Consider the following 24732-nt stretch of genomic DNA (forward strand, 5'->3'; position numbering starts at 1 on the left):
GAGAGAAAGATGAATATCCGGTCCTGGATAACTAGCGATTTACCGCAATTGGTCGGTTTAATGGCGCAGCTCGGGTATCCGGCAAGCGAGCATGTGTTACGCGAACGATTTTCACGGGTCACCCGTCATCCGGATTATGACTTGCTTGTGTTAGAAGACGACGATATGCTTCTCGGCTGCGTCGGTCTGTTTCAGGCGCAAGCGTTCGAGCATGATACGACCTATGTCCGAATCGTCGCGTTCGTCGTCAACGCGAAACATCGTCGGCAGGGAATTGGACGCCGTTTGATCCGAGCAGCGGAAGACTGGGCGCATGCAAGAGGAGCAACTGCCGTTTTACTGAACAGTGGTAATCGACCAGAACGCGAAGCAGCCCATCACTTTTATCAATCGATGGGCTACAGCGTGACGAGCACGAGTTATTCGAAATCACTCGCTTCATCGTGATTTACGGAAACCATGGAAAGCACGAAATCCTTGTTGTTCATAAAAAGAAGCAGATTGACGAGTTGCCAGGAGATCGATCCGTGTCGGATAGGTAAGTTGCAAGTGATCGAGTAACTGTTGTCCGTACCCACGCTTGCGTGCGTTTCGGCTGACGAGGAGCTCACAGACGAACGTCGTCACTGAACCGTCCGTTAAAGCGCGGACATAGGCAAGGATTTCTCCTTCAGATTCAAGGACGAAAGCGGCATTTGCATTCATCCACGCGTTGCGAGTCCGCTCTTGATCAGCGACGAGATCCTGCCATCCTTCTAATCCGTTCAATCGATGAATCTGCTCAAAATCGTCAGGTTGGAAACGGCGAATCTGTTCCGTCATGGCTGGTTCTCCTTTCGTATCAAGTCTTGGAGTGGGGAAGGTAACTGGCACCAGTCCGAAAATTGCGTGTCAGTCAATGGAACATCGCCTGTGTGCTTCCAAATCGCCTGCATGCCGAGGGCGCGTGCCGGTAAGATGTCGTGGTCGTAATTGTCGCCAACATAAAGGACTTCGTCCGGGCGAACACCTAAACGATCCGTTAAGCGAAGGAAAAATATCGGATCCGGTTTACGGACGCCTTCTTGTTCCGAGATCCCGATCTGCGTAAAGAAGGGAGACAGTCCGATTGCGTCACAGACGGCACGTTGGAACGTCGTCCGACCGTTCGATAGTAAGCCGATGGGTAGCCCAGGCGGTAATTGCGCAAAAAAGGTGTCGACTCCCGGAAAGCTCCGTGCGAAGATCGGATAACGCGTCACGTAGTCCTGTAGCAGTACTTCAACAGAAAGCGACAATTCGAAGCGACGAATCATTTCCGTATAGACGACGTCCTTCCAGACGCGTCCTTCTTGATCAAGCGCCAAGAACGTCGTGATGTAGTCGTCGATAGGAACATGCGCAACTTCACGAAAACGTTGATGCTGATCCCGAAGGAAATAGGGAAGAGAACCGGACCGGTCATGTAACGTCTCGTCTAAATCAAACAATAGGGCACGAATCAAGGTAAACACCATCTTTCAAAGTATAGAGGAGTGATTTTAGTGGAACGATGTATTCAACAACACGGAAAACAAGTGACGTATTATGACGACGGTTCGACAGGTCGACCGTTGTTACTCCTACCCTCGCTCGGTGGGACGTATCAAGACTGGGCGGACATTCTGACGAAACTGACACCGGACTACCGCGTCGTCAGCTTTCATCCACACGAATGGTCGGACGATTACATCGACGGGACGACCGGCATCTTACGGCAAATCAATCAGTTTCTTAAAGCGACGAAGATTGCGACTCCGGTCACACTCGTCGGTCATTCCTACGGTGGTCTTGTCGCGCAAGCTTTTGCTCTACATCATCCAGAACGTGTCGCCGGTCTCGTTCTCGTGGATGCGACGTCAGTTGATTTAGCAGAACTCGATCAGCTGGATACACCGATGCTCGACCGGGAAGGGGATGACGCCGTCTGGATCGATCGGTTCGAAGAACTATCAAAAGCAACTGATTTACGTGACCGCTTCCCGGACGGGGATGACCGTACGGATTGGAACCCAGCGTATTACCGGTCGATGCATGCGATCATCTCGCAGTGGAAAAGTGATGCGAAAGATCTTCAACCACGCATGCGCAATCTCGGTGTTCCGTTGACCGTTCTTGGACGGGACAAAGCGCAGTCGATCGAAACGATGATGGCTGCTGGTTTTCCAAAAGACGAACTGGAGCGGATGGAAGAAAAATGGCAGGAATTGATTCAGCGACAGGCGAATCTATCCGATCAGGCGAACGTGACGTTCGTTCCGGGAACATCACACCTGATGCATCGCGATCGTCCGGACGTCATCGTAGACGCGATATTGACACTACATCAATTTAAGGAGTTTACCGTATGACACGTATGTATGTACTACATGGTTTAATGGGAACGGCAGCAACACACTTTGCACCACAGCTATCCGCTTTAGCGGATGATTTTACGTTCATTCCGATTGATCTGCCTGGTCACGGAATGACGACGGAACCGGCAACGGAAGATTACTTATCACAAGCAACACGTGCCATCCGCGAACGGATGGCACAGGAAGGTCCAGGATGGATCCTCGGGTTGTCGCTCGGCGCAACGCTTGCGATGCAACTGGCACTCGACCCACCGGACGAACTCGAAGGGGTATGTATCACGGGTTTTTCACCGTTCATTCCTAAGGCGATGGAACCGCTGATGCGCAAGCAACGAGAGTTCTTTCTCGACCTCGAACAGCAGGCACCGGAAATTGCCGACCAGTTCGAACAGTTGCATGGTCCTGCCTGGAAAACGACGGCGCGGGCAGTCCTCGATTTGATGACGTTCCGTTTCCCGGCACTGACGGAAACGATGCTGCAGTCGATCACCTTACCGGTCGTCATCCTAAATGGAACGAATGAAACATACGAAGTCGACGCAACCGCGTTCGTTGCGGAACATGTGCCAAACGTCATCGTCTTACCGGTCGAGGGAGCCGGGCATACAGCGAATCTCGATCAACCGGAACGCTTCAACACCTTATTGCTTCAAGCGCATCAATCCATGCTGACGACTTAAGCGATCATTCATTTTTTCTTGATACATCTGCTCATCTGCCTCATGCAGGACGTCGTCGACACGGCGTCCTGTTGTCGTATGTACGGCGCCGATTGCGAGCCCGATTTCGTGTGTCGCGAACGTCGAGCGGACGTGTTCGACGAATCCCTCGAACAGCTCAATCGACGGACTCTCATCGATCAAGACGAATTCATCACCACCGATCCGGTAGCCATGGTCTGTCAAGCGGCGGATGCAAAGTCCTGTTTGTTCAAGCAAGGCATCACCGACCGCGTGACCGAACCGGTCGTTGAGCTCTTTTAGTTCATTCAAGTCAAGTAGAATCACCCCATACGCCGTTTTCTCTTGATCGAGTGTGTGGACAGTCTCGTTGAAGGCATGGCGATTCCCTAGACCAGTCAAGGCATCGATCCGGTATTGATCGAGCAATGCCTGTTGTGATTTCAACTGTTCGTCAATGTTACGGATCACCCCTTGGATGGCGACGATCTGCCCATTTTCGCAAATGGGTGTCGCATATTCTTCAAACCAGACGTACGTTCCGTCATTCGTCCGCCAGCGTTGCCGAAACGGCTGATCGTAATCACAATCGCCCGAAATCTTCGACATCAAGACTTCGATGTCTTCCGGATGAATCCGCGCGAAACACTCGTCCGGATCCATGTAGCTGGCTGCTGCCACGCCTTTTCCCATATGGTCATCGAGTGACGGACTGATATAACGAAATCGATATTCCGGCTGCACTTCGAACACGTAGAAGATATCTTTACACAATGCGATCGTATCCGGCTGTTGCTGGTGAAATAACCGGAAACTGATCAACATGATAAGACCACCTACAATCAATCCCAATACAAATATGACGTCCACCTCCTCTACTCATCGACCATCATATCATAATTGGGTTTTATTACCTATAATTTACAAAAAACACTCTACTTCAATCGTAGAGTGTTTTTTGATTAATCAAGCTCAATGCAGACACGAAATCCTCGGCTCGCATAATAGGAATCCGCTCCGTTGTGATAGATGAACGTCGTTTCATAACGACGATCTCCGTATAGGGCACCGCCTTTTTGACGGATCAGGTCTGGCGTCTTAAGCCAGCTGGAGGTTTTTTCGTCAAACGAAAACTGCGTCTGTAGTTCTTGATACTGTTCTAGTGTTAGGAGGTGCACCTCTAGCGCCTCAATCATCGACTCGACACTTGCGGCAGGCGCATTTTTCTTTCGACCAAGTCGAGCGGATTCGTCCAAACAGACACTTCGACGACCAGACGGACTCTCTTTGGCAGTATCGACGATGACGAGTCGTCCATTAAGAGCTACGACATTCGGCTCTCCGCCTGTCTGTTCCATCCAAGCGAGGGCTGCTTGTTTCGAAGACGTCAGTCGTGACTCCACCTCGTCATACGAAAGACCCTCGTGGCGATCAGAAGTAGCTTCAAAACGATCACGAAACATCGTGAGTTGCTCATCCATCGGTAAAACCTCACTTTCTTAGTTCGTTTTTTCCATTATTCAATGAATCCGTTTCCAGTGCAATCGTTTAGTGACTGAATAAGTCAATCTGAAGACAATTGACAAATGAAATCGGACTGCCTACACTAATTGTACATATCCGGTTTCTGTTGCGATCGCGCGTACAGGAACGACATTTAGGAGAGGAGCCCAACCGTATGCGCTGGATCAGTTATGCGGCTGTTGTGACGATTCTTTCGTTCTTAGCGTTCACAGCATATTCGTTCTTGACGACGATCGACTTTGAGATCGTCTATCAATTCGGAACGTTTGCGATGACGTTATCCTATTTTATCTTTGGTTTACCGATGTTGTGGATCGTCCGTCATTATCCATTGACCCTTCGTTTACTCATCTACGTGACGACGAGTAGTGTCGTCCTGTTTCTTTTCATTGGTTTGTATGAAGCGTGGCATGATGCATCGCTGTCTCCGCTCCCACCAACCGGAAGCATGATTCAGTTCACGGCTCTTGCCTGTCTATTATTCGTTTTACCGTATGAGATCGTCTATCGTAAAAATTTCGTTTCCATTCAACCACGTGTTTCTTGACAGTATTCTTGTTCCTCAAGAATGCTGTTTTTTTTATTTCCTTTTATTTAGAAGGAATTCCCAATAAATTCTTGAATAGTACGTTATCACGAATATATGGAGGGCTTACATATGGAAGGAACATTTCAATGCAAACAGATGGGAAAATCATTTTCGGGAGACGGTGTCGAGACACATGCGTTACAAGACATCGAAGTGACGCTTGAAGCAGGTGACTTCATCTCAATCATCGGTCCATCAGGTTCTGGAAAGTCGACGTTACTCAGTTTGATCGGAACACTCGATCGTCCGACGAGCGGGGAGTTGCATTACGACGGAAAACCAATCAATAAATTAAACAGCAAAGAACTATCCGACTTCCGGTTCGAGAACATCGGCTTCATCTTCCAACAGTTTCATCTGATTCCAACGCTGACGGCGCTTGAGAATGTCATGGCGCCTCTGTTCGGTCGAAAAGTACCATATGATAAAAAAGAACGCGCCGAGCAGTTACTCGCGCAAGTCGGTCTTGCTGATAAAGCAGGCAGTTTGCCGTCGCAACTTTCCGGTGGACAACAACAACGGGTCGCCGTTGCCCGAGCACTTGTTCATGAACCGAAATGGTTGCTTGCCGATGAGCCGACAGGGAACCTCGATACGGATACGGGAGAAATCATCTTCAATCTCTTACGGTCATTAAACGAAGAAAAAGGCTGCGGCGTCTTGTTCGTCACCCACGATCCGGCACTCGCCGAACGGGCGAACCGAACGATCGAGATGCGAGATGGCGTCATCATCGAAGATCGTCTCGTGCGTGTCTGAGCCTCGTTTTTGAACTCCGTTCCTCCACCCTTTACACTGAAAGGGTAGAGGAGGAATGCGTGATGCGACTAGGAATACTGGATCAAGTACCGTTACATGAGGGCGATACGGTCGAAGCGACGATGGAAGCGACGGAACGACTCGTCTTAGAAGCCGAGCGACTCGGTTACGAACGGTACTGGTTCGCCGAACATCATAATACGAACGGTTTGCTCAGTGCGGCACCGGAGTTGTTCATCGCCCGAATGGGTGCGAAGACGTCAAAAATCAAGCTTGGTTCAGGTGGCGTGTTGTTGCCGCAGTATCATCCGCTGAAAGTCGCCGAGAGCTTTGCGACGCTCGATGCGTTTTATCCGGGGCGGATCGAACTCGGGATCGGTAATTCGCCGGGCGGGAGCGAACGGACACGACTTGCGTTGACGGATGGAGAAGAAAACCGGGCAGCGGAGTTTAGTCGACTCGTCGATGAAACGGCGGGCTTCTTAACAGACAGTCTATCGAATCGACACCCGTACCGGATCGTCAAGACGACACCACGTGACAGGAAACCGTCACCGATTTCGATCCTGGGTCTGTCACCACGTAGCGCGCGGATTGCAGCAGAACAAGACCGTGGTCTCGTGTTTGGTCACTTCATCAATCCGGATCGTTGGGAAGAGACGCTCTCGACATATCGCGAGGCAGGCGGGAAGAACGTCATCGCCTGTGTTTTCGTCATTTGTGCTCCGACACAAGAAGAAGCAGAACGTCTCGCTCGAACACAGGATGCCTGGATTCAAGGCGTCCGACTCGGGAATTCGATCGTTCCGTCATTTACGACGACAGAAGCAAAGGTCTGGAATGACGTGCAAATAGAACGGATCCGCCAAGATCGCCGGCGAGCAATTGTTGGAACACCGGATGTCGTTGAGCGTGAGCTAGAGGTATTAGCAACGCGTTATCAAACGGATCAATTTTTACTGATCAACAATGCCTTTGATCAAGAAAAACGATTACAGTCGTACCAGCTCATCGCGGAACGACTACTCTAAACAGAACAGGACCCCTCGTTAGCTGTTTGGCTAATGAGGGGTCCTGTTAATAAATTCTACATTCAATTAACGTTGAGCCGTTGGACGAATCAGGATCTCGTTAATCGCGACATCTTCTGGTTCGTTGACGGCGTAAGCGATGGCACGCGCAATCGCGCTCGCATCGATCGCTTTCAAGTCACCAATCCCTTGTTTGATTTCTTCATCCGAGATATGGTCCTTCAGTTCTGTATCGACCGCTCCCGGTGAGATGATTGTTGCACGGATGTGATTGTCGACCGATTCTTCCTTGCGGAGACCTTCCGTGATCGCGCGAACGGCGAATTTCGTACCGCTATAGACAGCGCTCGACGGCATGACTTCGTGACCTGCGACGGACGAGATGTTGATGACATGTCCGCTTTTTTGTTCGCGCATGTACGGCAAGACGGCTCCGATTCCGTGGAGAACACCTTTAATGTTGACGTCGACCATCGTATTCCATTCATCCTGTTGATTCTTATGGAGATGTGATAGTGGCATCAATCCAGCGTTATTGACGATGACATCAACTGAGCCGAACTTTTCTTTCGCAAGCTTAGCAAGCGCATCGACTTGCTCGCGATCAGTCACGTCCGTCACTTGATAGACGGCTTGACCACCTTCTGCTTCAACGGCTTTGACGAGTTCTTGCAAACGATCTTCCCGGCGTGCAGCAAGAACGAGTTTTGCACCTTGTTTTGCAAGTTCTTTAGCGGTTGCTTCCCCAATCCCGCTTGATGCTCCTGTAATGATGACGACTTTATCCTGAATCATCTGAACTCCTCCTTTTGAATAACGTACTCCTTGAGAGGTATTGCCGCTTTTATGGATTTGAAAACATTGTGTAGGAGGTTGCCTTGTGAAACAACAGACGTTTATTGGTATAGTGCTGATTAGTTTAGGGTTACTCTTCTCGCTGGATCCTTTCCGCCATCAACCGCCAGCACCTGACGTGACGATTGAACATCGTGAACTAATGGTGTACTTAGGAACCTATACGTGGTCGGGAGTCTTTTTAGGAGAGACAGCTGATGCAAAGATCGGACCAGTTGAGCAAGTATAAGATAAACAAGGTGAACGCGTTGTACCGGATGAACAGATGTCGATTCTTTTTCGAAATGGTCCGCATCCAAAAACTGTTGTCGTTGAGTTATGGTCCGTTGCAAATGGAAAAAAGCTTAAAACGTTTCAGGATGTAGAAAATATCACTTTACCAACGACCCGTGGAAAATATGTTTATCAGATTAGAGCAGGGTGGGAAGAAGGAAACGATTATTTTGCCATTCCGATCGAAGTAGAATGATCATTTTCAAAAAACGTGTTGACGAAGTATACGGGAAATGATAAATGGATTAAAGTGTTGATCTCTTTTTAGTTGAAAGAGATCTTTTTTCGTTAAATATAGTAAATAATCCACTTGTTACGTTAATTATAGTCTGAATAATCAGAATATATGAACATTTTAACAAAAGTGTATTTAAATGTTTCGGGTTCGAATGAACGGGAATAAAAGCACCATACACATAATAGTTCATGTGTTGAATCACCTAGATGAAAGAAGTTAACAATCGTAAAGGAGAGGTGCAGATGAATGGGTTCAATCGATTCTTACTCGTCATCATAGGCATACTCGGACTCGTCAGTGTCGGGCTGCTTGTGCTCGGTGTGTATGATGTTCCACGGCTCAGTTCATTGATTGAGCAGTGGCAGGATCAGCAATGGTATAGCTATACCGTTCTATCCATCGGAGGATTTTTAGCATTCGTATTCGTCATTCTATTATTCACAGGATTATTCAGCCGCTCAAAAGGTCAACGTCTGTTGATTCAAACGGGTGACGGAACGATCACGATTTCGAAGGAAACGATCGAACGGACGGCACTGGAGTCAATTCGTGGGATTGGTGGCGTACGGACACCGCGTGTCCATGCCGACATCCATTCGAAAAAAGAGACGGTTGCTTTAAAAGTCGACTGCTCGGTCTTCGGACAAGAGGGACTGCCGACGATCGCAAAGGATATTCAAGAACGCGCTAAACAAGCCGTCGAATCCTTACTCGAGTTACCAGTTACGAGTACGAAGGTCACGATCAGTGACACGAAAACAAAAACATCGGAACGTGTCGTCTAAGAGAGGAGAGGGAACATGAAGACAAGGGAAGCACTTTACCCGTATCGGTTCCGACTGATCGGAGGACTTGTCGGTCTAATCCTCGCCATCTTATTCTTGACGATTGGCTTTGGTCCGACGATCCTCATCGTTGCCTTCGCAGCGATCGGATTCTTGATTGGGAAGTGGCGCGATGGTGCGCTCGATATCGAAGGGTGGATTCAGTTCTTTCAACGGGACTGATTCATATATATCTAACTACACATTCAAAAGGAGAGATTTCAAATGGCAAACGAAGTAAACACAACAACTGAAAACGAAGTGGTACGCGAGAATAAATTGACGTTCGAAGATCAAGTCATCAAAAAAATCGCAGGGATCGCGTCGAATGAAGTGACAGGCATCTTGTCAATGAGTGGTGGATTCATGAGTGGACTGACGGATCGTCTCCGGAGTTCAGAAGACATCACGAAAGGAATCGGAGCGGAAGTCGGCGAACGCCAAGTCGCACTCGATTTGAAAGTCATCGTCGAATACGGTAAAAACATTCCGTCGATCTTCCAAGAGACGGTCGCTAAAATCAAAAAATCAATCAGTGACATGACAGGACTTGAAGTCGTCGAGGTCAACATGCACGTCGAGGACGTCATGACACGCGCTGAATTTGAAGCGAAAAATAAATCGAACAACGAACAAGAAGAAAAGAGCCGCGAACTGCAATAAGGAAGTCCAAAGATCCGACGAACTCGTCGGGTCTTTTTTCATGGAATCGACACGACGTTTGACTAAACTAGAGCCTTTTTCGGGAATAGATTAGTATCACGAAAAACGAAAGGATGATTCATGATGCGACTAACAGGTAAAACGATCATTGTCACGGGAGCTGGCTCAGGAATGGGTGAAGCCATGGCCAAATTGTTTGCACAAGAAGGCGCACGGATCGTCGCAGCCGACATTCGATTGGAAACCGTTGAACGGGTCGTCTCTGACATCAAGGAAGCGGGTGGAGAAGCGATTGCTGTTGTAAGTGATATTGCGAAACCAAACGCAGGAACAGAACTCGTCCAACATGCGCTTGAGGCTTACGGCAAACTGGACGTTCTCGTCAACAATGCTGGGATCATGGACGGAATGGAGGGAGTGGAAGACATCTCCGATGAACGCTGGGATCACGTTCTCGCCGTCAATACGACGGGAACGATGCGTCTGATGCGCGAAGCGGTCAAGCATTTCAAGGAAGTAAAAGGTGGTGTCATTTTGAATAACATCTCGATCGGTGGTCTGAACGGTGCCCGGGCAGGAGCAGCCTATACCGCTTCCAAACATGCCGTCATTGGTTTGACGAAGAATACCGCCTTTTTTTACGCCGGAGAGGGAATCCGCTGTAACGGCATCGCTCCTGGAGCCGTCGAGACGAACATCGGACAATCAATGACGAACCTGAATGAATTCGGGATGGGCCGCGCGATGCTTGGCATGGGACTCAATCCACGTGCCGGTCAGCCGGATGAGATCGCAAAGTTGGCATTGTTCCTCGTGTCTGACGAGGCGAGCTTTATTAACGGGGCGATCGTCGTAGCCGATGGTGGATGGAGTGCGTATTAAAAATCGCATCTTATGTACTAGATTACAGTTTAAAATGGCAGGAACCTGTCGATATAAGGGATAATATGACAATAGGAGCATTATGACCTTGAGTTTGAATCCAAGGAGGAATCGGCATGTCGATGCAGGAACAAGCAGCACACGTCACCGACACACAAGTCATTCGAGCAATCGAGCAAAATCTGGCAATCATTCGCTTCGACGATCGACGGAAAGTCGCATATGTCAACGAGTTGTTTGCCCGGACGATGGGGTATGAAGTGGAAGAGCTAATCGGTAAATACCACCGTGACCTTTGCTTTCCAGCGTACGTCAATAGTCCAGATTACGAGTTGTTTTGGCGCAAATTGATGCAAGGCATCACCTATCAGGACAAGATTGAACGCCGGGCTGCCGATGGGCAACAAAAATGGCTCGAAGCGACGTATATGCCGATCTATTCGGATGACGGGCGCCGGGTCGTCGGTGTCTCGAAAATTGCATCGGATATTACGATTCGCCAACAGGACGTCTTACGGATGGCAGCTGAACTCAACGAGACATCCGCGTTCTTGACGGTCAAATCGGAGAGTGGTCGTCAGGACGGTCTGAACGTGCTGGCGACCGTCCAACAAGTCGAGGCGGAGTCTGTCGAGAACTTGTCGAGCCTTGTTGCCTTACGAAAAGATGCGAACTCGATCACCGACATCGTCAAGACGATCCGTGATATCGCCGCGCAGACGAATCTGCTCGCCTTGAATGCGGCGATCGAGGCGGCACGTGCTGGTGAACATGGGCGCGGGTTCGATGTCGTCGCGACCGAAGTCCGAAACCTGTCGAACAAAGTGTCGCACTCAATCGGGGAGATTAAGAACAACATTGAAGGGATCGTTGAGCGGATTGAAGATGTTTCGCACAGCATCGAGCGCATTTCGTCTAAGGTCAAGGACAGTACGGGTCAACTCGAGCATACGGTCAGTGAGTTCGATCAATTGGCTGATTCAGCGAAACAACTCGAGCGTCAGGCAAAACAATTCGTCGACGTCTTATAAGAAATACACCGCTACCGAATCACACGAGCTGTCCGCTTGTAGTTGATTCGGTATTTTTTTTGATGGCGAATTCAATATAGAGAAATAGAAAAGACGCTTGTTAAATCGGAATCATTACGATATGATGTAAAACGTAATTATTCCGAATTAAAGGTGGAGAACAATGTCTACATATAAAACTGCGAGCCTTATCGGTAGTGTCTTCCTCGGTTTGACACTTGCCGGTTGTGCTGCTTCTGATACGCCACAAGAGCAAAACCATTTGACGTTCGTCTATAACTTTGCGACACAATCGCTTGATCCACATCGCGATAGCAGTTATGTTCCGCTTCGCGCAGGGGTGACGGAGACGCTCGTCCGTCTTGATGACGAACGATTGACGGTCAAGCCGTGGCTTGCGAAAAAATGGTCCTACGAAGGAAAGCGAACATGGCGGATCGTCTTACAGGAAGACGTGACGTTCCATAATGGGAAACAACTTGATGCGGCAGCCGTCAAATCGTCTCTCGAACGCTCAATCGACGAAAATCCCGGTGTCAAGAATGCCTTGAACATCGAGACGATTAAAACGGACGGACCGGATCTGCTCATTCAAACGAAGACGACATATCCAGAGTTCATCTCGGAACTCGTAAATCCGAACACAGCAATCATCGACACGAAGGCGAGCGGGGTGACGAAGGAACCGATGGGAACCGGTCCGTTCCAAGTCGAGCGGTTTGCTCCAGGAACAAAAGTCGAGTTAAAACGTTTTAAGTCCTATTGGCAAGAACAAGCGAAACTTGATTCCGTTGATTTTGTCTTCAACGAAGATGCTGGCGCACGGACGAACGCTTTGCGTGCCGGACAGGCGGACATCGTCTATCGACCGGAAATCGAGAGTGTCAAGCAGTTGAAGTCTGAAGGATTGACAGTCCAAGCGACGGATACGTTCCGTGTCCATCAGTTGACAATGAATGTCGCGAACGGTCCGATGCAATCGCTTGAAGTCCGACAGGCAATGGATGCTTTAATCAATCGAAAGCAACTCGTCGATTACGTCCTCCAAGGATATGCGGTGCCAGCGCGTGGTCCGTTCCTATCGTCATTCCCATTTGCTCCGGATTACCCGCAACAAGAGCAGAAGACGCCTGAGGAATGGCTCAAACAAGCCGGTTATACCAAACAAAACGGACGGATGCAAAAGGACGGTCATCCTTTAAAACTGACGTTATTGACGTATGCGGCTCGACCAGACCTGCCGTTGATCGCTCAAGTCATTCAAGATGACGCGAAAAAGATTGGTTTCGCGATCACGATTAAACAGATCGATGTCCCGGAAGAATACATGGCAAGTAACCGGGACTGGGATATCGCGACGTACAGCAATCTGACAGCTCCGCGTGGGGATGCTGGATATTATTTGAACGCGACCTATCATCCGAACGGGGGACTGAACTTCAGTCGTGTCGCGGATCCGAAGTTGACGAAACAGATCGAGACGTTGAATGAAACGATTCAGATCGAGGAGCGTTCACGGCTTGCGGAGCAAATCGCGCGATATGTCGACGAGAAACGCTACAATAGCTTCTTGCTCCATCCTTCAACACTCGTCGCTTATGACAGCAAACGCGTCAAAGGATGGAAAACGGAAAAGAGTGAATACTACATGATCACGAACACGTTGCAGGTGACCGATTGATGCGTTCGATCGTCAAACGACTGCTATCGCTGAGTCTATTCACTCTACTCATCACGTTCAGTTGTTTTGTCTTGTTACGGTTACTGCCGGGTGATCCGGTCTTGACGTTATTGAATATCGATGAATTATCAGCAACGCCCGAACAAATCGAGGCCGCGCGCCGTGAATTAGGATACGATCAGCCGTTGCTCGTCCAGTACGTCCGTTGGCTGCAAGACATACTCACCTTACGTCTCGGAAACTCGTTACAGACGGGGCGACCGGTCATCGAGATGTTGTTAGAGAGTTATCTCGTGACAGCGGAACTGGCACTTGGTGGGATTTTGGTTGCCTTATTGATCGCCTTACCCCTAGGAATCGGTAGCGCCTTGACGACGCGCCGAAGCGTCGTCCGTCTCGCGCACCTTGTCAGCATGAGCGGAGCAGCCGTGCCCGGTTTTTGGATCGGTCTGTTGCTCGTCGACCTGTTTGCCGTCCGTCTCGGATGGTTACCTGTGATGGGACGGGAAGGGATGACGTCACTCGTCCTCCCGGCTCTATCGCTCGGCTTTCCACTTGCGAGCGTTTATATTCCATTGATTCGACTGAATCTACGCCGTGAACTGAATCAACCGTACATCGAGTTGGCACGGATGCGTGGGATATCCGAGCGGACGATCCTTTGGCGTTATGCGTTACGCGGCAGTTTGCCACCGGTCCTGTCCGTGTTCGGTCTGACGCTCGGCAGTCTTGCCGGGGGTGTCGTCGTCCTCGAAGTTCTGTTCGCGTATCCAGGTGTCGGAAAATTAATGGTCGATGCGATTCTACAACGCGATTACCCACTAATCCAAGGCTACATCTTGCTGACGACAGGCATCATTCTTGTCTTGCATCAAGGTATCCGGTCGTTAAACTGGGCGTTACGACCAGATTGGCAGAAAGGAACAACGAGATGAAAAAAACATGGCTCATTTTCGGAGGATGTATACTGATATTTATTTCATATACCGTATATGTTAATCCGTTTAATACAAACGTAGCGAAAAGACTTGAGCCTGCTTCATTCGAACATTGGCTCGGAACAGACGGTTTAGGACGAGATTTCGCAGCTCGTCTTTTTTTAGCTGGTTTGGTATCCTTAGGTTTCAGTCTACTTACGGTGTTGCTCACAGCCTGCATCGGTACCTGTCTTGGTTGTCTAGCCGGTTTTTATGATGGACGTCTCAAGCGCTTGATTCATCGATTAGAAGATGGTCTCGTGATTTTCCCGGACACGGTTCTAGCACTCGTCATCGCTGGATTATTTGGTGCCAGTCCTCAAAGTTTGATCTTTGCGATTTTACTCATCAAATGGATTTCCTACGCGCGATTAAGTGAGACACTTGTGACCGAGACGATGCAAAAGCCATACATCAGCATGGCACGCATCAACGGGTTAACAAATAGAATGATCTTACGACGCCACATCCTTCCGACTATCATCCGGCAAGTTGTCGTGTTAATGAGTTTGGATGTCGGCAAAGTCATCTTATTCTTATCGGCGTTCTCTTATATCGGGCTTGGTGTTCAAGCACCACTGCCAGAGTGGGGAGCGATGTTGAACGAAGGACGTCCTTATTTCAGTTCAGCATCCCGGCTCATGCTTTTGCCAGGTGCGTGCATCGTCTTGACCGTCGTCGCGACGATGGGATGGACGCGGTGGATGAAGAAAAAAGGAGGACACGTAAATGATTCAGATTCGGAGCTTACACGTTCGGGCGAAACACATCCTTCTGCATGACGTGAATCTATCGCTACCAGGTCATCAATTCATCTGTCTCGTCGGAGCGAGCGGGAGCGGTAAGACGCTCTTGCTGAAACGATTACTGGATCGATTGCCGGACGGGATGTCGTCAAGCGGAGAAGTCATCTCGGACGAACCGCTTCGGCGTGGTCTTGATATCGGTTACATACCTCAGCAGTATACCGATGCATTTCTTCCGTTTTTGACGATGCGTCAGATGTTACGAGATACATATCGCGCACATGGACGCAAGATCGATCATCCTTACATCGATGACGTCTTGCGAACGCTTGGGTTGGACCCGACCTGGTTGGATCGTTATCCAGCAGAGTTGAGCGGTGGACAATTGCAACGGTTTGCAATCCTGTTTGCTGTCGCCTTAAAACCACGGTTGATTTTAGCGGATGAATTAACGACGGCACTCGATCCCGTCTTGACACGTCGTTTACTCGACTGGTTGACCGAGTACCAACACCGGTACGGGGCAACGATTGTGTTCGTCACCCACGAATTAGGACCTGCCTTACATTATGGTCAGCAACTCGTCTTGATGCAGGATGGACGAATCATCGAGACGGGAACACCACAGATGATCAAGCAAAGTCGTCATCCGTTTACGCTTGCTTTGATGCAGGCACATCGTACGTCACTGGAAGAAAGGAAGAGTTCATGTCACCAGTCTTATCCGTAACAGATCTTACTTATCAGATAAAGGATCAGTCCCTCTTGTCGAATATCTCGTTTCACGTTAGGAAAAAGGCGTCGATTGGCATCATCGGGGAAAGTGGGAGTGGCAAGACGACACTTGGACGATTGATCCTCGGTCTGCTTAAACCTACACATGGTTTGATTTCCTTACATGGAAAGGCATTTCCGAGTGGGCAACGAAACGAGCGACGAGCTATTCAAGCCGTCTTTCAACATCCTCTCGCTTCCTTTAATCCAGAATGGACGGTGCGGGAATCGATTCTTGAACCGTTTCGTCAGCATCGTCCGATCTTGCGGCATTTTCCAGCGACGTCAGAAGAGGATCTTATGACTGCCCTCGCACTTGCGGTCGGGGTCGAGGAACAGTTATTCGATCGATTGCCCCATCAATTGAGTGGTGGACAAATTCAGCGTGCCGCGATTGCCCGCGCGATTTCGATTGAACCCGATATCATCGTGATGGATGAGCCGACGACCGGGCTTGATGTTGTCTCTCGCGCACAGATCATCGAGCTACTAAAACGCCTGCAGCAGACACTCGGTGTCAGTTTTGTATTGATCTCGCATGATATCGACTTCATCCGGCGTCTCTGTTCAAAAACACTCGTCTTACGTGACGGTCGTGTTGTTGATTTGATTGATCGATTGGAATCAGGTGGTGCGTATACTCAACGATTCGTCGAGGCCGGAACATGGTGAACGCACAACCGACGCACAAAACGTACTGGTTACTCGCGTATCCGCTGATTCTCTCAAGTATTGCGACACCCTTGCTCGGTGTGACCGACACCGTCGTCATCGGTCAATCCGGTGATCCGCGGGCAATCGGCGGTATCGCCGTCGGAGCCGTCTTCTTCAATACGATCTACTGGTTGTTCGGTTTCTTAAAAGTCAGTACGACAGGATTCAGCGCCCAAGCCATCGGGGCGAATGACGGGCACGCCTTACGGACGTCCCTTTACCGACCGTTGTTTCTAGCAGCTTGTATCGGTCTACTTATCCTGTTGTTCCGACAGCCGCTCGAGCAAATCGGACTGTACTTACTGGCGCCACCCGCTGACTTGCTCGGTGCGGTCAAAACGTATATCTCATACCGAATGATTGGCGCACCGTTCGTGTTGATGGGGTATGCGTTACTCGGTTGGTTGATTGGCACCGGTCAGGTCAAGCACGCCTTGTTCGTCCAATTGTTCAGTACAGGAATCAATGTCGTTCTCGATATCGGTTTCGTCTACGGATTGAATGCCGGAGTTGCTGGAATTGCGGTTGCGACCGTCATCGCGGAGATCAGCATCGTCGTCTGTAGTCTGTACCTAATCCGTGGTCATTTGGCGATGACGCGTGATGAATGGCGTGCCTTGACGGCGTGGCACGCGTACCGTCAATTCTTTCAAGTCAATCGTGACTTGTTCATTCGTACGATTTTCCTTCTACTCGTCACCGGCTGGTTCACACGTGCTGGTGGACAGTTCGGACCGGATGTCCTCGCAGCCAACGCGATTCTGCTGCAAATCCAGTATTTGATTTCGTACTGGTTCGGTGGACTCGGTCATGCGTCAACCGTTCTGGTCGGTCGGGCGAGAGGGAATCAGGATCAGGCAGGATACCGGACGAGTGTCCGTTTGGCACGGACGTTCGGATTCTACTCGGTCGTCTTCTGGTCACTAGTGCTTCTCTTCCTTGAGACACCGCTCCTTCAGTTGTTCACTTCAGAAGAGGCCATCCTAAACGCAGCGCGCGATTATTACTTCTGGATCATCATCCTACCGCTTCTCGCCGGTTGGGCGATGATTTATGAAGGCATCTTTGCCGGGCGGGTTGAAGCAACACCCGTCCGAAATTCGATGATTCAAGCAGGCATTGGTTTTGCGGTCGTCCTCCTGCTGACACCGGCTTTTGGAAATCAGGGTGTCTGGGCAGCGTTTTTGACGTTCTTCTTGATTCGCTCCGTCTCGTTGATTCTCGTAGAAGCAAGACGATGAAAAACCCGCTGTTTCCCTCGTGCGTAAAGGGAACAGCGGGTTATTTGTCGTCGATCGCTAAGGGACGGACGAAAAGGGCGTTCAAGTGATGGACGAGCACATGACGCAGACGTTCTTTGGGTAATCGTTCCGGTCGAAACAGAGCATGAAAGGCTAACCCGTCAACGAGTGCTGCGAGGCGTTCACTCTCAAGTGCAATGTCTAAACCCGCTCGGAGTGTACCGTCCGGGATCCGTGTCAACAGTACCTGGACCATATGGTAGATATCATCCGGATTTTCTGTCGCATGCGACGTATACGCGGACATCATGAATTGAAACCAGACCTGCATCTCGAGCTGATGCTCGGGTGCATAAGGCAAGACTTCAAGTAAGACGTCACATAACGTTTCTTCCGGAGTTCCTCCTTTCTCGAAAATGGTTGTGATGCGTCCCTGGACCCGCTCTTGGACGAGGTCCATCGAGAAGCGGAGCAACTCGTCCTGGGTCGTGAAGTAATACCTTAAGGCACCCAGCGAGAGTCCCGCTTCCTTGGCGATCGTCCGGACACTGGCTTGTTCAATACCGACTTGAGAAATCGTGCGCCACGTCGCTTCCGCGATGAGGCGTTTGCGTTCTTCGTGATTGACTTGTTTTGGCATACTTCCAGTATATCATCTTTTTTAGCACGAATGTATTAAAAAGACTAGTCAAACTATGAAAGAGGTGTTATCTTTATGATACAGTCGTATTAAAAAAGGAGAGGATTGATATGCAACTCGTCGCGTGGGCAATTGTCTGTTGTGAGATTTTATTTTGGGTATTCATCGTCGCCGGACTAATCGTGCGTTATGGATTCAGGCGCGAAAGACTCGGTTTTCGATTGATGGCGATGTCGCCGGTCATTGATATCGTCTTACTGCTCTTAACAGTGTTTGATTTAAGTCGCGGCAGTACTGCAACGCTCGCGCACGGACTTGCTGCGATCTATATCGGTGTCTCACTCGCTTTCGGGAAGCAGATGATTGCCTGGGCGGACGGGATGTATCGCCGGTTCATCCTGAGAGAACAAGTATCACGGGAGCGAATTTCAAAGGCACGTAAAGAGCGCAACGGGTTCTATCGGCACGTGCTGGCCTTTTTGATTGGTGGGGCGTTACTCGGAGCGATGATTTTGTGGCTGGGAGATGCTGAGCAGACGGAGAGTCTCTTACGGACGTTACAATTGTGGGGACTCGTCCTCGTGATCGATGGGGTCATCTCAATGAGTTATACAGTTTTTCCGGCACGATCCAAATGAAAAACGAACCTTGTCTGTCAGCGGTCGACAGTGAAGGTTCGTTCCCGAATCGTATTCGTATGGACTTGTTTGCGGGCGTCGATCGAATCCCGAATGTGGATGATGTAGCGGCGTCCTTTTTTGTATCCCGTGCGAGGCGGTTTGATTCGGATCTCTTTGCCGTCAAGGACTTCAATCTCCGTTTGCATCCGCTCACCGTTCGAATCCGTCACGGTGACTGTTCGGTTCGAGACTTGCTCCTTCCGTAATCCTTTCGCATATTCAATGTCGAAGGTATGATACGAGGAAATGGAGCGGGCACGCGATTTGAAGTGTGGCTCGTCCGTTTGTTCGTCGAGGGTGCAGTAGCAACCCGTGAACAAAAGACTCGCCGAGAGGAGTATTGAAAATAGATGTTTCACGAAAACGCTCCTTTATGTATTTGGTAATTTTAGTATAAGACAAATTTTAGGTTACGACAATCCTTCTTGAGACCGAGTCGTTGACAGCTATTAAAATCGAGCAGGTCCATGCTATAATCGACCGAGAGAAAGGAAGCGATACACCATGTCAGTACAACCAGACCAACGCGAGATCATCGTCTCGATCCGGACGAGTTATGATTTTAAAGCGGATACCGGTCGCGCGATCCGCGTCATCGAGTTTCACGGACGCCGGACGACACTGTTCGATACGTTTGAAGCGTCATCACCGAAACGGATGATCTTAATCGAGATGATTCGTGCCGTCCAATCGTTCAAGGAACCGTTCCACATCATCTTCAACGTCGAATGTAACTTCGGTTTCAAGTATTTGACGGATCAGCGGAAATGGGAAAACCGGGACGTCGGGAATACGTTCCTCGACTTGATCGAACAAGGCGGTCATACGTATGAATTACGAGATTGCTCGTTCTATGAAGGCGGAAAAGCCCTCCAAAAATGGCTCGGCAACACCTTAAAGCAAAATAGCTGAAAAAAAGGCTGACTCCATCATGGAATCAGCCTTTATCTGTATCGATTGTCTCGCTTTCGAGATATCGGTACAACGTACTTTTACTAATACCGGTCTGTTCGCGGATATCAGCGAGCGAATAGTTTTTACTTTGATACATCGCGATCGCGCGGCGGACATTTTCATCCGGCTTCCGCGGTCGACCGGTCTGCTTTCCTTGTTCTTTTGCTTTTGAGAGTCCGGCACGCGTCGACATGCTGATGACATCACTTTGCAACTGAACGAGGTGGCGTGCCGTCTCAAGAAACGACAACGAGGCACGCTCGCTCGTCCGAATCTGTTCGCGGAGTGACCACAGCGTCGCACCGCGTGTCTCCATCTGCTCGAGCATCTCGATCAAGTGCCGCGTTGAGTCGGCTAAGACATAAAGGTGCGTGACGATGACTTCGTCTCCCGCCTGAAGGGTTTCGAGCATCTGTTCTAATTCCGTCCGTCGTTTCGCTGAATCATGCGTCTCGATGACACGTGTCGTTACATTCATCTGGTCGGCTTCCGCTTGTTGCATAGAACAGTCTGGATCATCCGGATAGGGTCTCATGTAGAAATATTGCATGGATGGAGCTCCTCTCTGTCGATCACGATCGACGTCAGTTCCTCATCAGTATACCGTATTCTCACCTCCGTGCCGCAGAAAACCGAAAACATGCCTTTCTTCTCATGTTCGTATCGACTAATTTGTGGTAAATTGAGTGGAAGTAAGTTTCTCGGACTCATCCCGATACCATTCATTCTTTTTAAATGAGGTGCTCATCATGAACAAAGAAGATCATCAACTCGCCCGTCAGCTTTTGACGACCTATTTCATCGGCACACAGTTAGCGACGGTCCATGTCGCAGGCTACGTCACACTCGAATTCATCAATTTGTTCGATACGACTGCGCCTGAACTACGACTTCGGATCGAGACGGATCGTCTGTTTTACGGCGATGTCGAGACGACACAGGACTGGGTCGTCCGCCATGCGACGAAGGAAGAGATGTTACACTTGATCGTCTCACTTCACGCAGAACGCATCACCGGTGTCCGGATCGGAAAGACGGCACCCCACTTATTCCTAACGTTTAGCAACGGACAAACGCTCGTCTTGAACGGATCGGATACATATTATGAATCGTGGGCGATCGATATTGGTCTCGCGCCACACCGTGCCGACGCAACAATCGTTGCTGTACCGGGTGACGAACTGGCTGTTTTCTCCGGAATTGGTGAACAAATTGAAGACTGAGTGGACTCGCCTTGAGTGGTGCGACTGGATCATGCCGCTCGTTGCGTCACGTTACCCGGATCACTGTGCCATTTTACTTGCCGGCAGTCATACGCGAGGGCAAGCGACCGCTCAATCAGATGTCGATGTGATCATCTTTGAAGTGAGTCGAGGTCAGGCATACCGGGAATCGTTCATTCATGATGGAGTCCCGGTCGAAGCATTCGTCCATTCCTTTGAGACGATTCAGTCGTTTTTCGAGAGTGACCGGGAACGTGGTCGCCCGTCCCTGCAACGAATGATTGCTGACAGCTGGACGATCGAGGATCATCCGCGACTTGCATCTATCCGTCAGGAAGCCGTTCAACAATTGGCGGACGGACCTGTCGCGTGGACGACTTCGGAACAAGAGCGCGCACGTTATTTTTTAAGTCATGTGCTCGACGACTTCGAGAGTGTGACGAACCGCGCGGAAGGTTTAGCGATTGCGTCACGTTTATATGAACAGAGCATCGAGTTCGTCCTTCGTGCCAATCGTCGCTATATCGGACAAGGGAAGTGGGCGATTCGTGCTCTTGCGGAGTTTGACGAAGACTATGCCAGTCGACACACAACGGCATTCGAGTCGTATTATCAATCAGATGACCGACGAGAAGTGATCGCATTAGTCGACGATTATCTCGCACCATTCGGCGGGCGTTATTTTGACGGGTTTACGCTCGGTAAACGATAACAAGCAAAAGGAGGTACGCTTTCGGATCAATCGACCGAAAACGTACCTCCTTATCGTTCGCTTCTGTTTAACGCCAATGGGACGGACGGAGTAAGCGACGCGGTAACTGTGTCGCGGCATTACCGATTGCCGCATTGATTTGTGCCTGTGTCAAAAAGAGCGCGTCCGTCAGATCGGCGTCCTTGACGTTACAGTCTCGCAAATCAGCCCCAAGAAAGTTGACCCCGCGCAGGTTACTGTGTGACAAGTTCGTCGCGAGCAACCACTGATTCTGAACACTGGCACCTGAGAAATTACGTCCTTGTAGCTGTTTTTCCGACCCAGTCGCGTGGTGTCTGATCGCGTCTTCCGCTATACTGAGCTTGAACACGCGATGCAATCATTTCAAGGAGTGGTCGGACGGTTTGACGAACCGGTATCAAGTCAAGTCGTTCAAATTGATCGGCTGGTAATGCCGCGTACCGAGTCAGTGCGGCAAGCGTCTCATCGAGTTGATCGTGAATGTCACGCGTGACATCACGTTTCCCGTCGGTTATGTACCACATCATTTCAAACAAATGAACCATCTTCGGGAAGGCAGCATAGATCGCTTGGCGTCGCTTAGGTGCATCATCGCCTTCGAATGTCCGCTGTGACAGATGCTGTCCGGCACCGAAACAATCATAGACGGTACAGCCTTTGTAGCCGCTATCGCGTAACCGGTCATGGATGCGACAGCTGTAATCGGCGTCAAGATTACGACACGGTGTTGCTTCCGGTTTGTCATGACCAAAATCACTGGATTTCGAAAAAGCGAGTGCGGTACAACATAAACCAAAACACTTCGTACAATCAATCTGGAACGTAGGTTCCATCGGATTCACCTCCACTACTACTATAACAAGAAAGGGGATTCGTAAATGTTGAAATTTCAACTCAAGGAAAATGAGGACGGACAAGACTGGATTCGACAACAAGTGCGTCAATATAATGTCGAGCGTTCACCGCTTCATGCGACGAAACGCTCCGATGGTACACAAGCCGTCACATTACTTGCGACGCGTGACGATCAACCGATCGGCGGCATCTCAGCGGAAATGTACTGGGGCTGGTTACATATTGAATGGTTCTTCATCGTCGAAGAGGAACGGGGAAGTGGGCTCGGTACTCAGTTATTCCGTCAACTGGAAGAATGGGCACGAGCAGCGGGTGTTCAGCGAATCCGCGTCGAGACGTTCTCGTTTCAAGCGCTTCCATTTTATGAGCGACAGGGATTCGTCGAAGTCGGACGAATCGATGACTATCCACCAGGGATGAGCTATCATTTGCTCGTCAAACAGGTCGACTGATGAAACGGCGTCTTTTCCTCATCTTATTGTTCGGTCTCGTGCTCGGAACGCTGACGGGGATGCATCCACGTCAAGAGACCGTTTCCTTTACGGCGAAGCAAGTCGCCCAGTTATATACACAGATGACAAACACTCCAGTCGAAGCGCGTGATGTCTACTTCGTCGAACGACTATCTGACCATTATGCCGTCGCGTACCTTGAAGCGAAGCACGACCGCTTGTTTTTGCTCCTGCAACAAACCGATGAGTCACAACGAATCGACCGAATCATTCGCTCAAAACAGACGAGGGAGTCGGATTGGTTTGAAGGTCGTTTGTTGACGACGGACGAAGGTCGATACCTTGTCGCCTACGGCATGAATGCCTCAAAACAAATGAAAACGATCCGGTTCGAGCCCTATAAGACGACGGCTGATGGGGAAGCACCACTTCGTCCGATGCGACGATTACTATCAGTCGCAGGTCAGGAACGTTTTCATACCGTCCAACCGTTACCGGACGCCTTCCCGCATTCGCTCTATTTTGAGATGATCGCGACGAGTGTAGACGGAAAAGAGACAATCCAGCGCTTGACGTCATCAAGCGATAACGCATCCTTATTTTCTAAGAACCGTGACTTTTAGTATACTGAAGACGAAAAAAGGGGGAGAAGAACATGTGGATCGTCATGAACCAGTTACATGTCGTCAAAGGTGCGGCAGATCAGGTCGCAGCGCGTTTTAAGACGACGAAAGGAATTGAACGGATGGAAGGGTTCCACCGGATGCAAGTCCTCGTTGATATCAGTCAGGAAGAAGAAGACATCGTCACGATCATGACAACGTGGTCGAATCAAGCAGCATTTCATGCATGGCAAGAGAGTCAAGCGTACAAAGGCGTGCACCATAAGCGGGATAACGGAACGTCCGAAGTTAAACCGCTTGTGACGTCGAATACCGTTACGGAATATGCGATCGTCGCTGATCACAGTGCCGTCGTGGAATAAATACTAACACCCCTGAGAAGATTTCTCTCAGGGGTGTTGTTTGTAATGATAGATTAGATTGTTTTTCCGTAATCTGGGTATACTTTAACAAACTAGATGAAACGAGGTGACACCGCATGGTCTATCGTAAACCTGTCGTCTCTAGCCTGTCCGTCCTCTGTGGTATGATCCTGCTCTTTGGTTTCTTGACGAGCGGTGGCTTCATTTATCTCTACTTCTTCGTCTTACTATTCGCTTGCGTGTCCTTCTTACGTGAACCGTTGACGCGTAAAGAGTGGTTACGCGAGGGGATTGCTTTCATCTTCTGGTGTTCCTTGATTTATTTGTTGCAACATCTCGCCTTCATGGCGTGA

At 49.6% G+C, this 24732-nt stretch carries 37 protein-coding genes; 27 read left to right on the forward strand and 10 right to left on the reverse strand.

Translation table 11 applies throughout. The annotated features are described in order from the left end of the window. The first annotated feature begins 9 nt into the window (after nucleotides 1-9). Nucleotides 10-447, forward strand: a complete 438-nt coding sequence (locus tag ITJ88_RS06290) for a GNAT family N-acetyltransferase (RefSeq protein ID WP_195865003.1) — start codon at nucleotides 10-12, stop codon at nucleotides 445-447. On the opposite strand, the gene ITJ88_RS06295 is transcribed toward ITJ88_RS06290, so the two are convergent. Further along, complete coding sequence (locus ITJ88_RS06295) at nucleotides 439-822, reverse strand: GNAT family N-acetyltransferase (protein WP_195865004.1); 384 nt, start codon at nucleotides 820-822, stop codon at nucleotides 439-441. The genes ITJ88_RS06290 and ITJ88_RS06295 overlap by 9 nt on opposite strands. After that, nucleotides 819-1484, reverse strand: a complete 666-nt coding sequence (locus ITJ88_RS06300; protein WP_195865005.1) for an HAD family hydrolase — start codon at nucleotides 1482-1484, stop codon at nucleotides 819-821. The genes ITJ88_RS06295 and ITJ88_RS06300 overlap by 4 nt, the downstream gene beginning before the upstream one ends. A gap of 39 nt (nucleotides 1485-1523) precedes the next feature. Here ITJ88_RS06300 and ITJ88_RS06305 point away from each other — a divergent pair, with 39 nt between their 5' ends. Both ITJ88_RS06305 and ITJ88_RS06310 read left to right on the forward strand, forming a co-directional pair. Next, entirely contained in the window at nucleotides 1524-2369 is an 846-nt protein-coding gene (locus tag ITJ88_RS06305) for an alpha/beta fold hydrolase (RefSeq protein ID WP_195865006.1), read from the forward strand. Further along, on the forward strand, nucleotides 2366-3055 hold the full coding sequence (locus ITJ88_RS06310) for an alpha/beta fold hydrolase (RefSeq protein ID WP_195865007.1): 690 nt from the start codon (nucleotides 2366-2368) through the stop codon (nucleotides 3053-3055). The genes ITJ88_RS06305 and ITJ88_RS06310 overlap by 4 nt, the downstream gene beginning before the upstream one ends. On the opposite strand, the gene ITJ88_RS06315 is transcribed toward ITJ88_RS06310, so the two are convergent. Then, nucleotides 3017-3880, reverse strand: a complete 864-nt coding sequence (locus ITJ88_RS06315) for a sensor domain-containing diguanylate cyclase (RefSeq protein ID WP_195865008.1) — start codon at nucleotides 3878-3880, stop codon at nucleotides 3017-3019. The two genes, ITJ88_RS06310 and ITJ88_RS06315, sit on opposite strands and share 39 nt — an antisense overlap. A gap of 137 nt (nucleotides 3881-4017) precedes the next feature. Next, nucleotides 4018-4536 (reverse strand): DUF4256 domain-containing protein, encoded by a 519-nt coding sequence (locus ITJ88_RS06320; protein ID WP_195865009.1) that lies wholly within the window; start codon nucleotides 4534-4536, stop codon nucleotides 4018-4020. A gap of 197 nt (nucleotides 4537-4733) precedes the next feature. On the opposite strand from ITJ88_RS06320, the gene ITJ88_RS06325 reads away from it, so the two are divergent. The 3 genes from ITJ88_RS06325 to ITJ88_RS06335 all read left to right on the forward strand — a co-directional run bounded on the left by ITJ88_RS06325 (nucleotide 4734) and on the right by ITJ88_RS06335 (nucleotide 6958). Then, the gene (locus ITJ88_RS06325) at nucleotides 4734-5126 is read left to right on the forward strand and encodes a hypothetical protein (RefSeq protein ID WP_023468377.1); all 393 of its coding nucleotides are present in this window, start codon (nucleotides 4734-4736) and stop codon (nucleotides 5124-5126) included. Nucleotides 5127-5237: 111 nt separating this feature from the next. Then, nucleotides 5238-5927, forward strand: coding sequence for an ABC transporter ATP-binding protein (locus tag ITJ88_RS06330; RefSeq protein ID WP_023468376.1), 690 nt, complete (start codon nucleotides 5238-5240; stop codon nucleotides 5925-5927). 62 nt (nucleotides 5928-5989) lie between these two features. Further along, nucleotides 5990-6958: an LLM class flavin-dependent oxidoreductase gene (locus ITJ88_RS06335; RefSeq protein WP_195865010.1), complete on the forward strand. Its 969-nt coding sequence runs from the start codon at nucleotides 5990-5992 to the stop codon at nucleotides 6956-6958. Nucleotides 6959-7024: 66 nt separating this feature from the next. Here ITJ88_RS06335 and ITJ88_RS06340 read toward each other — a convergent pair whose 3' ends face one another. Next, nucleotides 7025-7753 (reverse strand): SDR family oxidoreductase, encoded by a 729-nt coding sequence (locus ITJ88_RS06340; protein WP_195865011.1) that lies wholly within the window; start codon nucleotides 7751-7753, stop codon nucleotides 7025-7027. Between the two features lie 85 nt (nucleotides 7754-7838). On the opposite strand from ITJ88_RS06340, the gene ITJ88_RS06345 reads away from it, so the two are divergent. The 13 genes from ITJ88_RS06345 (at nucleotide 7839) to ITJ88_RS06405 (ending at nucleotide 17857) form a co-directional block, all read left to right on the forward strand. Next, nucleotides 7839-8042, forward strand: a complete 204-nt coding sequence (locus ITJ88_RS06345; RefSeq protein ID WP_195865012.1) for a hypothetical protein — start codon at nucleotides 7839-7841, stop codon at nucleotides 8040-8042. Between the two features lie 36 nt (nucleotides 8043-8078). Beyond that, nucleotides 8079-8282: a hypothetical protein gene (locus tag ITJ88_RS06350; RefSeq protein WP_195865013.1), complete on the forward strand. Its 204-nt coding sequence runs from the start codon at nucleotides 8079-8081 to the stop codon at nucleotides 8280-8282. Between the two features lie 284 nt (nucleotides 8283-8566). Next, on the forward strand, nucleotides 8567-9109 hold the full coding sequence (gene amaP / locus ITJ88_RS06355; RefSeq protein ID WP_023468372.1) for an alkaline shock response membrane anchor protein AmaP: 543 nt from the start codon (nucleotides 8567-8569) through the stop codon (nucleotides 9107-9109). 15 nt (nucleotides 9110-9124) lie between these two features. Beyond that, nucleotides 9125-9331 carry a DUF2273 domain-containing protein gene (locus ITJ88_RS06360; RefSeq protein WP_035397250.1) on the forward strand — a complete coding sequence of 69 codons (207 nt, stop codon included), beginning with the start codon at nucleotides 9125-9127 and terminating at the stop codon, nucleotides 9329-9331. 42 nt (nucleotides 9332-9373) lie between these two features. Continuing rightward, entirely contained in the window at nucleotides 9374-9811 is a 438-nt protein-coding gene (locus ITJ88_RS06365) for an Asp23/Gls24 family envelope stress response protein (RefSeq protein WP_023468370.1), read from the forward strand. 123 nt (nucleotides 9812-9934) lie between these two features. Next, nucleotides 9935-10693, forward strand: coding sequence for an SDR family oxidoreductase (locus ITJ88_RS06370; protein WP_195865519.1), 759 nt, complete (start codon nucleotides 9935-9937; stop codon nucleotides 10691-10693). 116 nt (nucleotides 10694-10809) lie between these two features. Continuing rightward, nucleotides 10810-11724, forward strand: a complete 915-nt coding sequence (locus ITJ88_RS06375; protein WP_023468367.1) for a methyl-accepting chemotaxis protein — start codon at nucleotides 10810-10812, stop codon at nucleotides 11722-11724. 163 nt (nucleotides 11725-11887) lie between these two features. After that, nucleotides 11888-13405, forward strand: a complete 1518-nt coding sequence (nikA, locus tag ITJ88_RS06380; RefSeq protein WP_195865014.1) for a nickel ABC transporter substrate-binding protein — start codon at nucleotides 11888-11890, stop codon at nucleotides 13403-13405. Further along, nucleotides 13405-14340 (forward strand): ABC transporter permease, encoded by a 936-nt coding sequence (locus tag ITJ88_RS06385; RefSeq protein WP_195865015.1) that lies wholly within the window; start codon nucleotides 13405-13407, stop codon nucleotides 14338-14340. The genes nikA and ITJ88_RS06385 overlap by 1 nt, the downstream gene beginning before the upstream one ends. A gap of 173 nt (nucleotides 14341-14513) precedes the next feature. Continuing rightward, on the forward strand, nucleotides 14514-15164 hold the full coding sequence (locus ITJ88_RS06390; RefSeq protein WP_195865016.1) for an ABC transporter permease: 651 nt from the start codon (nucleotides 14514-14516) through the stop codon (nucleotides 15162-15164). Next, nucleotides 15112-15858: an ATP-binding cassette domain-containing protein gene (locus ITJ88_RS06395; protein WP_195865017.1), complete on the forward strand. Its 747-nt coding sequence runs from the start codon at nucleotides 15112-15114 to the stop codon at nucleotides 15856-15858. Before ITJ88_RS06390 ends, ITJ88_RS06395 begins: the two co-directional genes overlap by 53 nt. Continuing rightward, nucleotides 15837-16574, forward strand: coding sequence for an ABC transporter ATP-binding protein (locus ITJ88_RS06400; protein ID WP_195865018.1), 738 nt, complete (start codon nucleotides 15837-15839; stop codon nucleotides 16572-16574). The genes ITJ88_RS06395 and ITJ88_RS06400 overlap by 22 nt, the downstream gene beginning before the upstream one ends. Continuing rightward, the gene (locus tag ITJ88_RS06405) at nucleotides 16568-17857 is read left to right on the forward strand and encodes an MATE family efflux transporter (protein ID WP_195865019.1); all 1290 of its coding nucleotides are present in this window, start codon (nucleotides 16568-16570) and stop codon (nucleotides 17855-17857) included. The genes ITJ88_RS06400 and ITJ88_RS06405 overlap by 7 nt, the downstream gene beginning before the upstream one ends. 40 nt (nucleotides 17858-17897) lie before the next feature. On the opposite strand, the gene ITJ88_RS06410 is transcribed toward ITJ88_RS06405, so the two are convergent. Next, nucleotides 17898-18497: a TetR/AcrR family transcriptional regulator gene (locus ITJ88_RS06410; protein WP_195865020.1), complete on the reverse strand. Its 600-nt coding sequence runs from the start codon at nucleotides 18495-18497 to the stop codon at nucleotides 17898-17900. 110 nt (nucleotides 18498-18607) lie between these two features. On the opposite strand from ITJ88_RS06410, the gene ITJ88_RS06415 reads away from it, so the two are divergent. Further along, entirely contained in the window at nucleotides 18608-19135 is a 528-nt protein-coding gene (locus ITJ88_RS06415) for a hypothetical protein (RefSeq protein ID WP_195865021.1), read from the forward strand. Between the two features lie 17 nt (nucleotides 19136-19152). Here ITJ88_RS06415 and ITJ88_RS06420 read toward each other — a convergent pair whose 3' ends face one another. Next, nucleotides 19153-19536 (reverse strand): hypothetical protein, encoded by a 384-nt coding sequence (locus ITJ88_RS06420; RefSeq protein WP_195865022.1) that lies wholly within the window; start codon nucleotides 19534-19536, stop codon nucleotides 19153-19155. A gap of 145 nt (nucleotides 19537-19681) precedes the next feature. On the opposite strand from ITJ88_RS06420, the gene ITJ88_RS06425 reads away from it, so the two are divergent. Beyond that, a complete protein-coding gene (locus tag ITJ88_RS06425) occupies nucleotides 19682-20089 on the forward strand; it encodes a hypothetical protein (RefSeq protein WP_195865023.1) in 408 nt (135 codons plus the stop codon). Nucleotides 20090-20114: 25 nt separating this feature from the next. Here the strand turns inward: ITJ88_RS06425 and ITJ88_RS06430 are convergent, their stop codons facing one another. After that, nucleotides 20115-20681 carry a recombinase family protein gene (locus tag ITJ88_RS06430; protein WP_195865024.1) on the reverse strand — a complete coding sequence of 189 codons (567 nt, stop codon included), beginning with the start codon at nucleotides 20679-20681 and terminating at the stop codon, nucleotides 20115-20117. Nucleotides 20682-20880: 199 nt separating this feature from the next. On the opposite strand from ITJ88_RS06430, the gene ITJ88_RS06435 reads away from it, so the two are divergent. Together ITJ88_RS06435 and ITJ88_RS06440 are read left to right on the forward strand one after the other, a co-directional pair. Further along, nucleotides 20881-21354: a hypothetical protein gene (locus tag ITJ88_RS06435; RefSeq protein ID WP_195865025.1), complete on the forward strand. Its 474-nt coding sequence runs from the start codon at nucleotides 20881-20883 to the stop codon at nucleotides 21352-21354. Further along, complete coding sequence (locus ITJ88_RS06440) at nucleotides 21275-22066, forward strand: nucleotidyltransferase domain-containing protein (protein WP_370567768.1); 792 nt, start codon at nucleotides 21275-21277, stop codon at nucleotides 22064-22066. The genes ITJ88_RS06435 and ITJ88_RS06440 overlap by 80 nt, the downstream gene beginning before the upstream one ends. Nucleotides 22067-22133: 67 nt before the next feature. On the opposite strand, the gene ITJ88_RS16460 is transcribed toward ITJ88_RS06440, so the two are convergent. Together ITJ88_RS16460 and ITJ88_RS06450 are read right to left on the reverse strand one after the other, a co-directional pair. Beyond that, nucleotides 22134-22436, reverse strand: coding sequence for a pentapeptide repeat-containing protein (locus tag ITJ88_RS16460; protein ID WP_195865026.1), 303 nt, complete (start codon nucleotides 22434-22436; stop codon nucleotides 22134-22136). Further along, on the reverse strand, nucleotides 22360-22920 hold the full coding sequence (locus tag ITJ88_RS06450) for a hypothetical protein (RefSeq protein WP_195865027.1): 561 nt from the start codon (nucleotides 22918-22920) through the stop codon (nucleotides 22360-22362). Before ITJ88_RS06450 ends, ITJ88_RS16460 begins: the two co-directional genes overlap by 77 nt. A 45-nt stretch (nucleotides 22921-22965) precedes the next feature. Between ITJ88_RS06450 and ITJ88_RS06455 the strand changes: the two genes are divergently transcribed. The 4 genes from ITJ88_RS06455 (at nucleotide 22966) to ITJ88_RS06470 (ending at nucleotide 24732) form a co-directional block, all read left to right on the forward strand. Next, the gene (locus tag ITJ88_RS06455) at nucleotides 22966-23394 is read left to right on the forward strand and encodes a GNAT family N-acetyltransferase (RefSeq protein WP_195865028.1); all 429 of its coding nucleotides are present in this window, start codon (nucleotides 22966-22968) and stop codon (nucleotides 23392-23394) included. Next, complete coding sequence (locus ITJ88_RS06460) at nucleotides 23394-24017, forward strand: hypothetical protein (protein ID WP_195865029.1); 624 nt, start codon at nucleotides 23394-23396, stop codon at nucleotides 24015-24017. The genes ITJ88_RS06455 and ITJ88_RS06460 overlap by 1 nt, the downstream gene beginning before the upstream one ends. 32 nt (nucleotides 24018-24049) lie before the next feature. Next, nucleotides 24050-24379, forward strand: a complete 330-nt coding sequence (locus ITJ88_RS06465) for an antibiotic biosynthesis monooxygenase (RefSeq protein ID WP_058703391.1) — start codon at nucleotides 24050-24052, stop codon at nucleotides 24377-24379. A gap of 116 nt (nucleotides 24380-24495) precedes the next feature. Beyond that, nucleotides 24496-24732 (forward strand): hypothetical protein, encoded by a 237-nt coding sequence (locus tag ITJ88_RS06470; protein WP_195865030.1) that lies wholly within the window; start codon nucleotides 24496-24498, stop codon nucleotides 24730-24732.

Origin of the sequence: Exiguobacterium abrahamii, from assembly GCF_015645365.1 — a bacterium.
GTDB lineage: Bacteria > Bacillota > Bacilli > Exiguobacteriales > Exiguobacteriaceae > Exiguobacterium_A > Exiguobacterium_A abrahamii.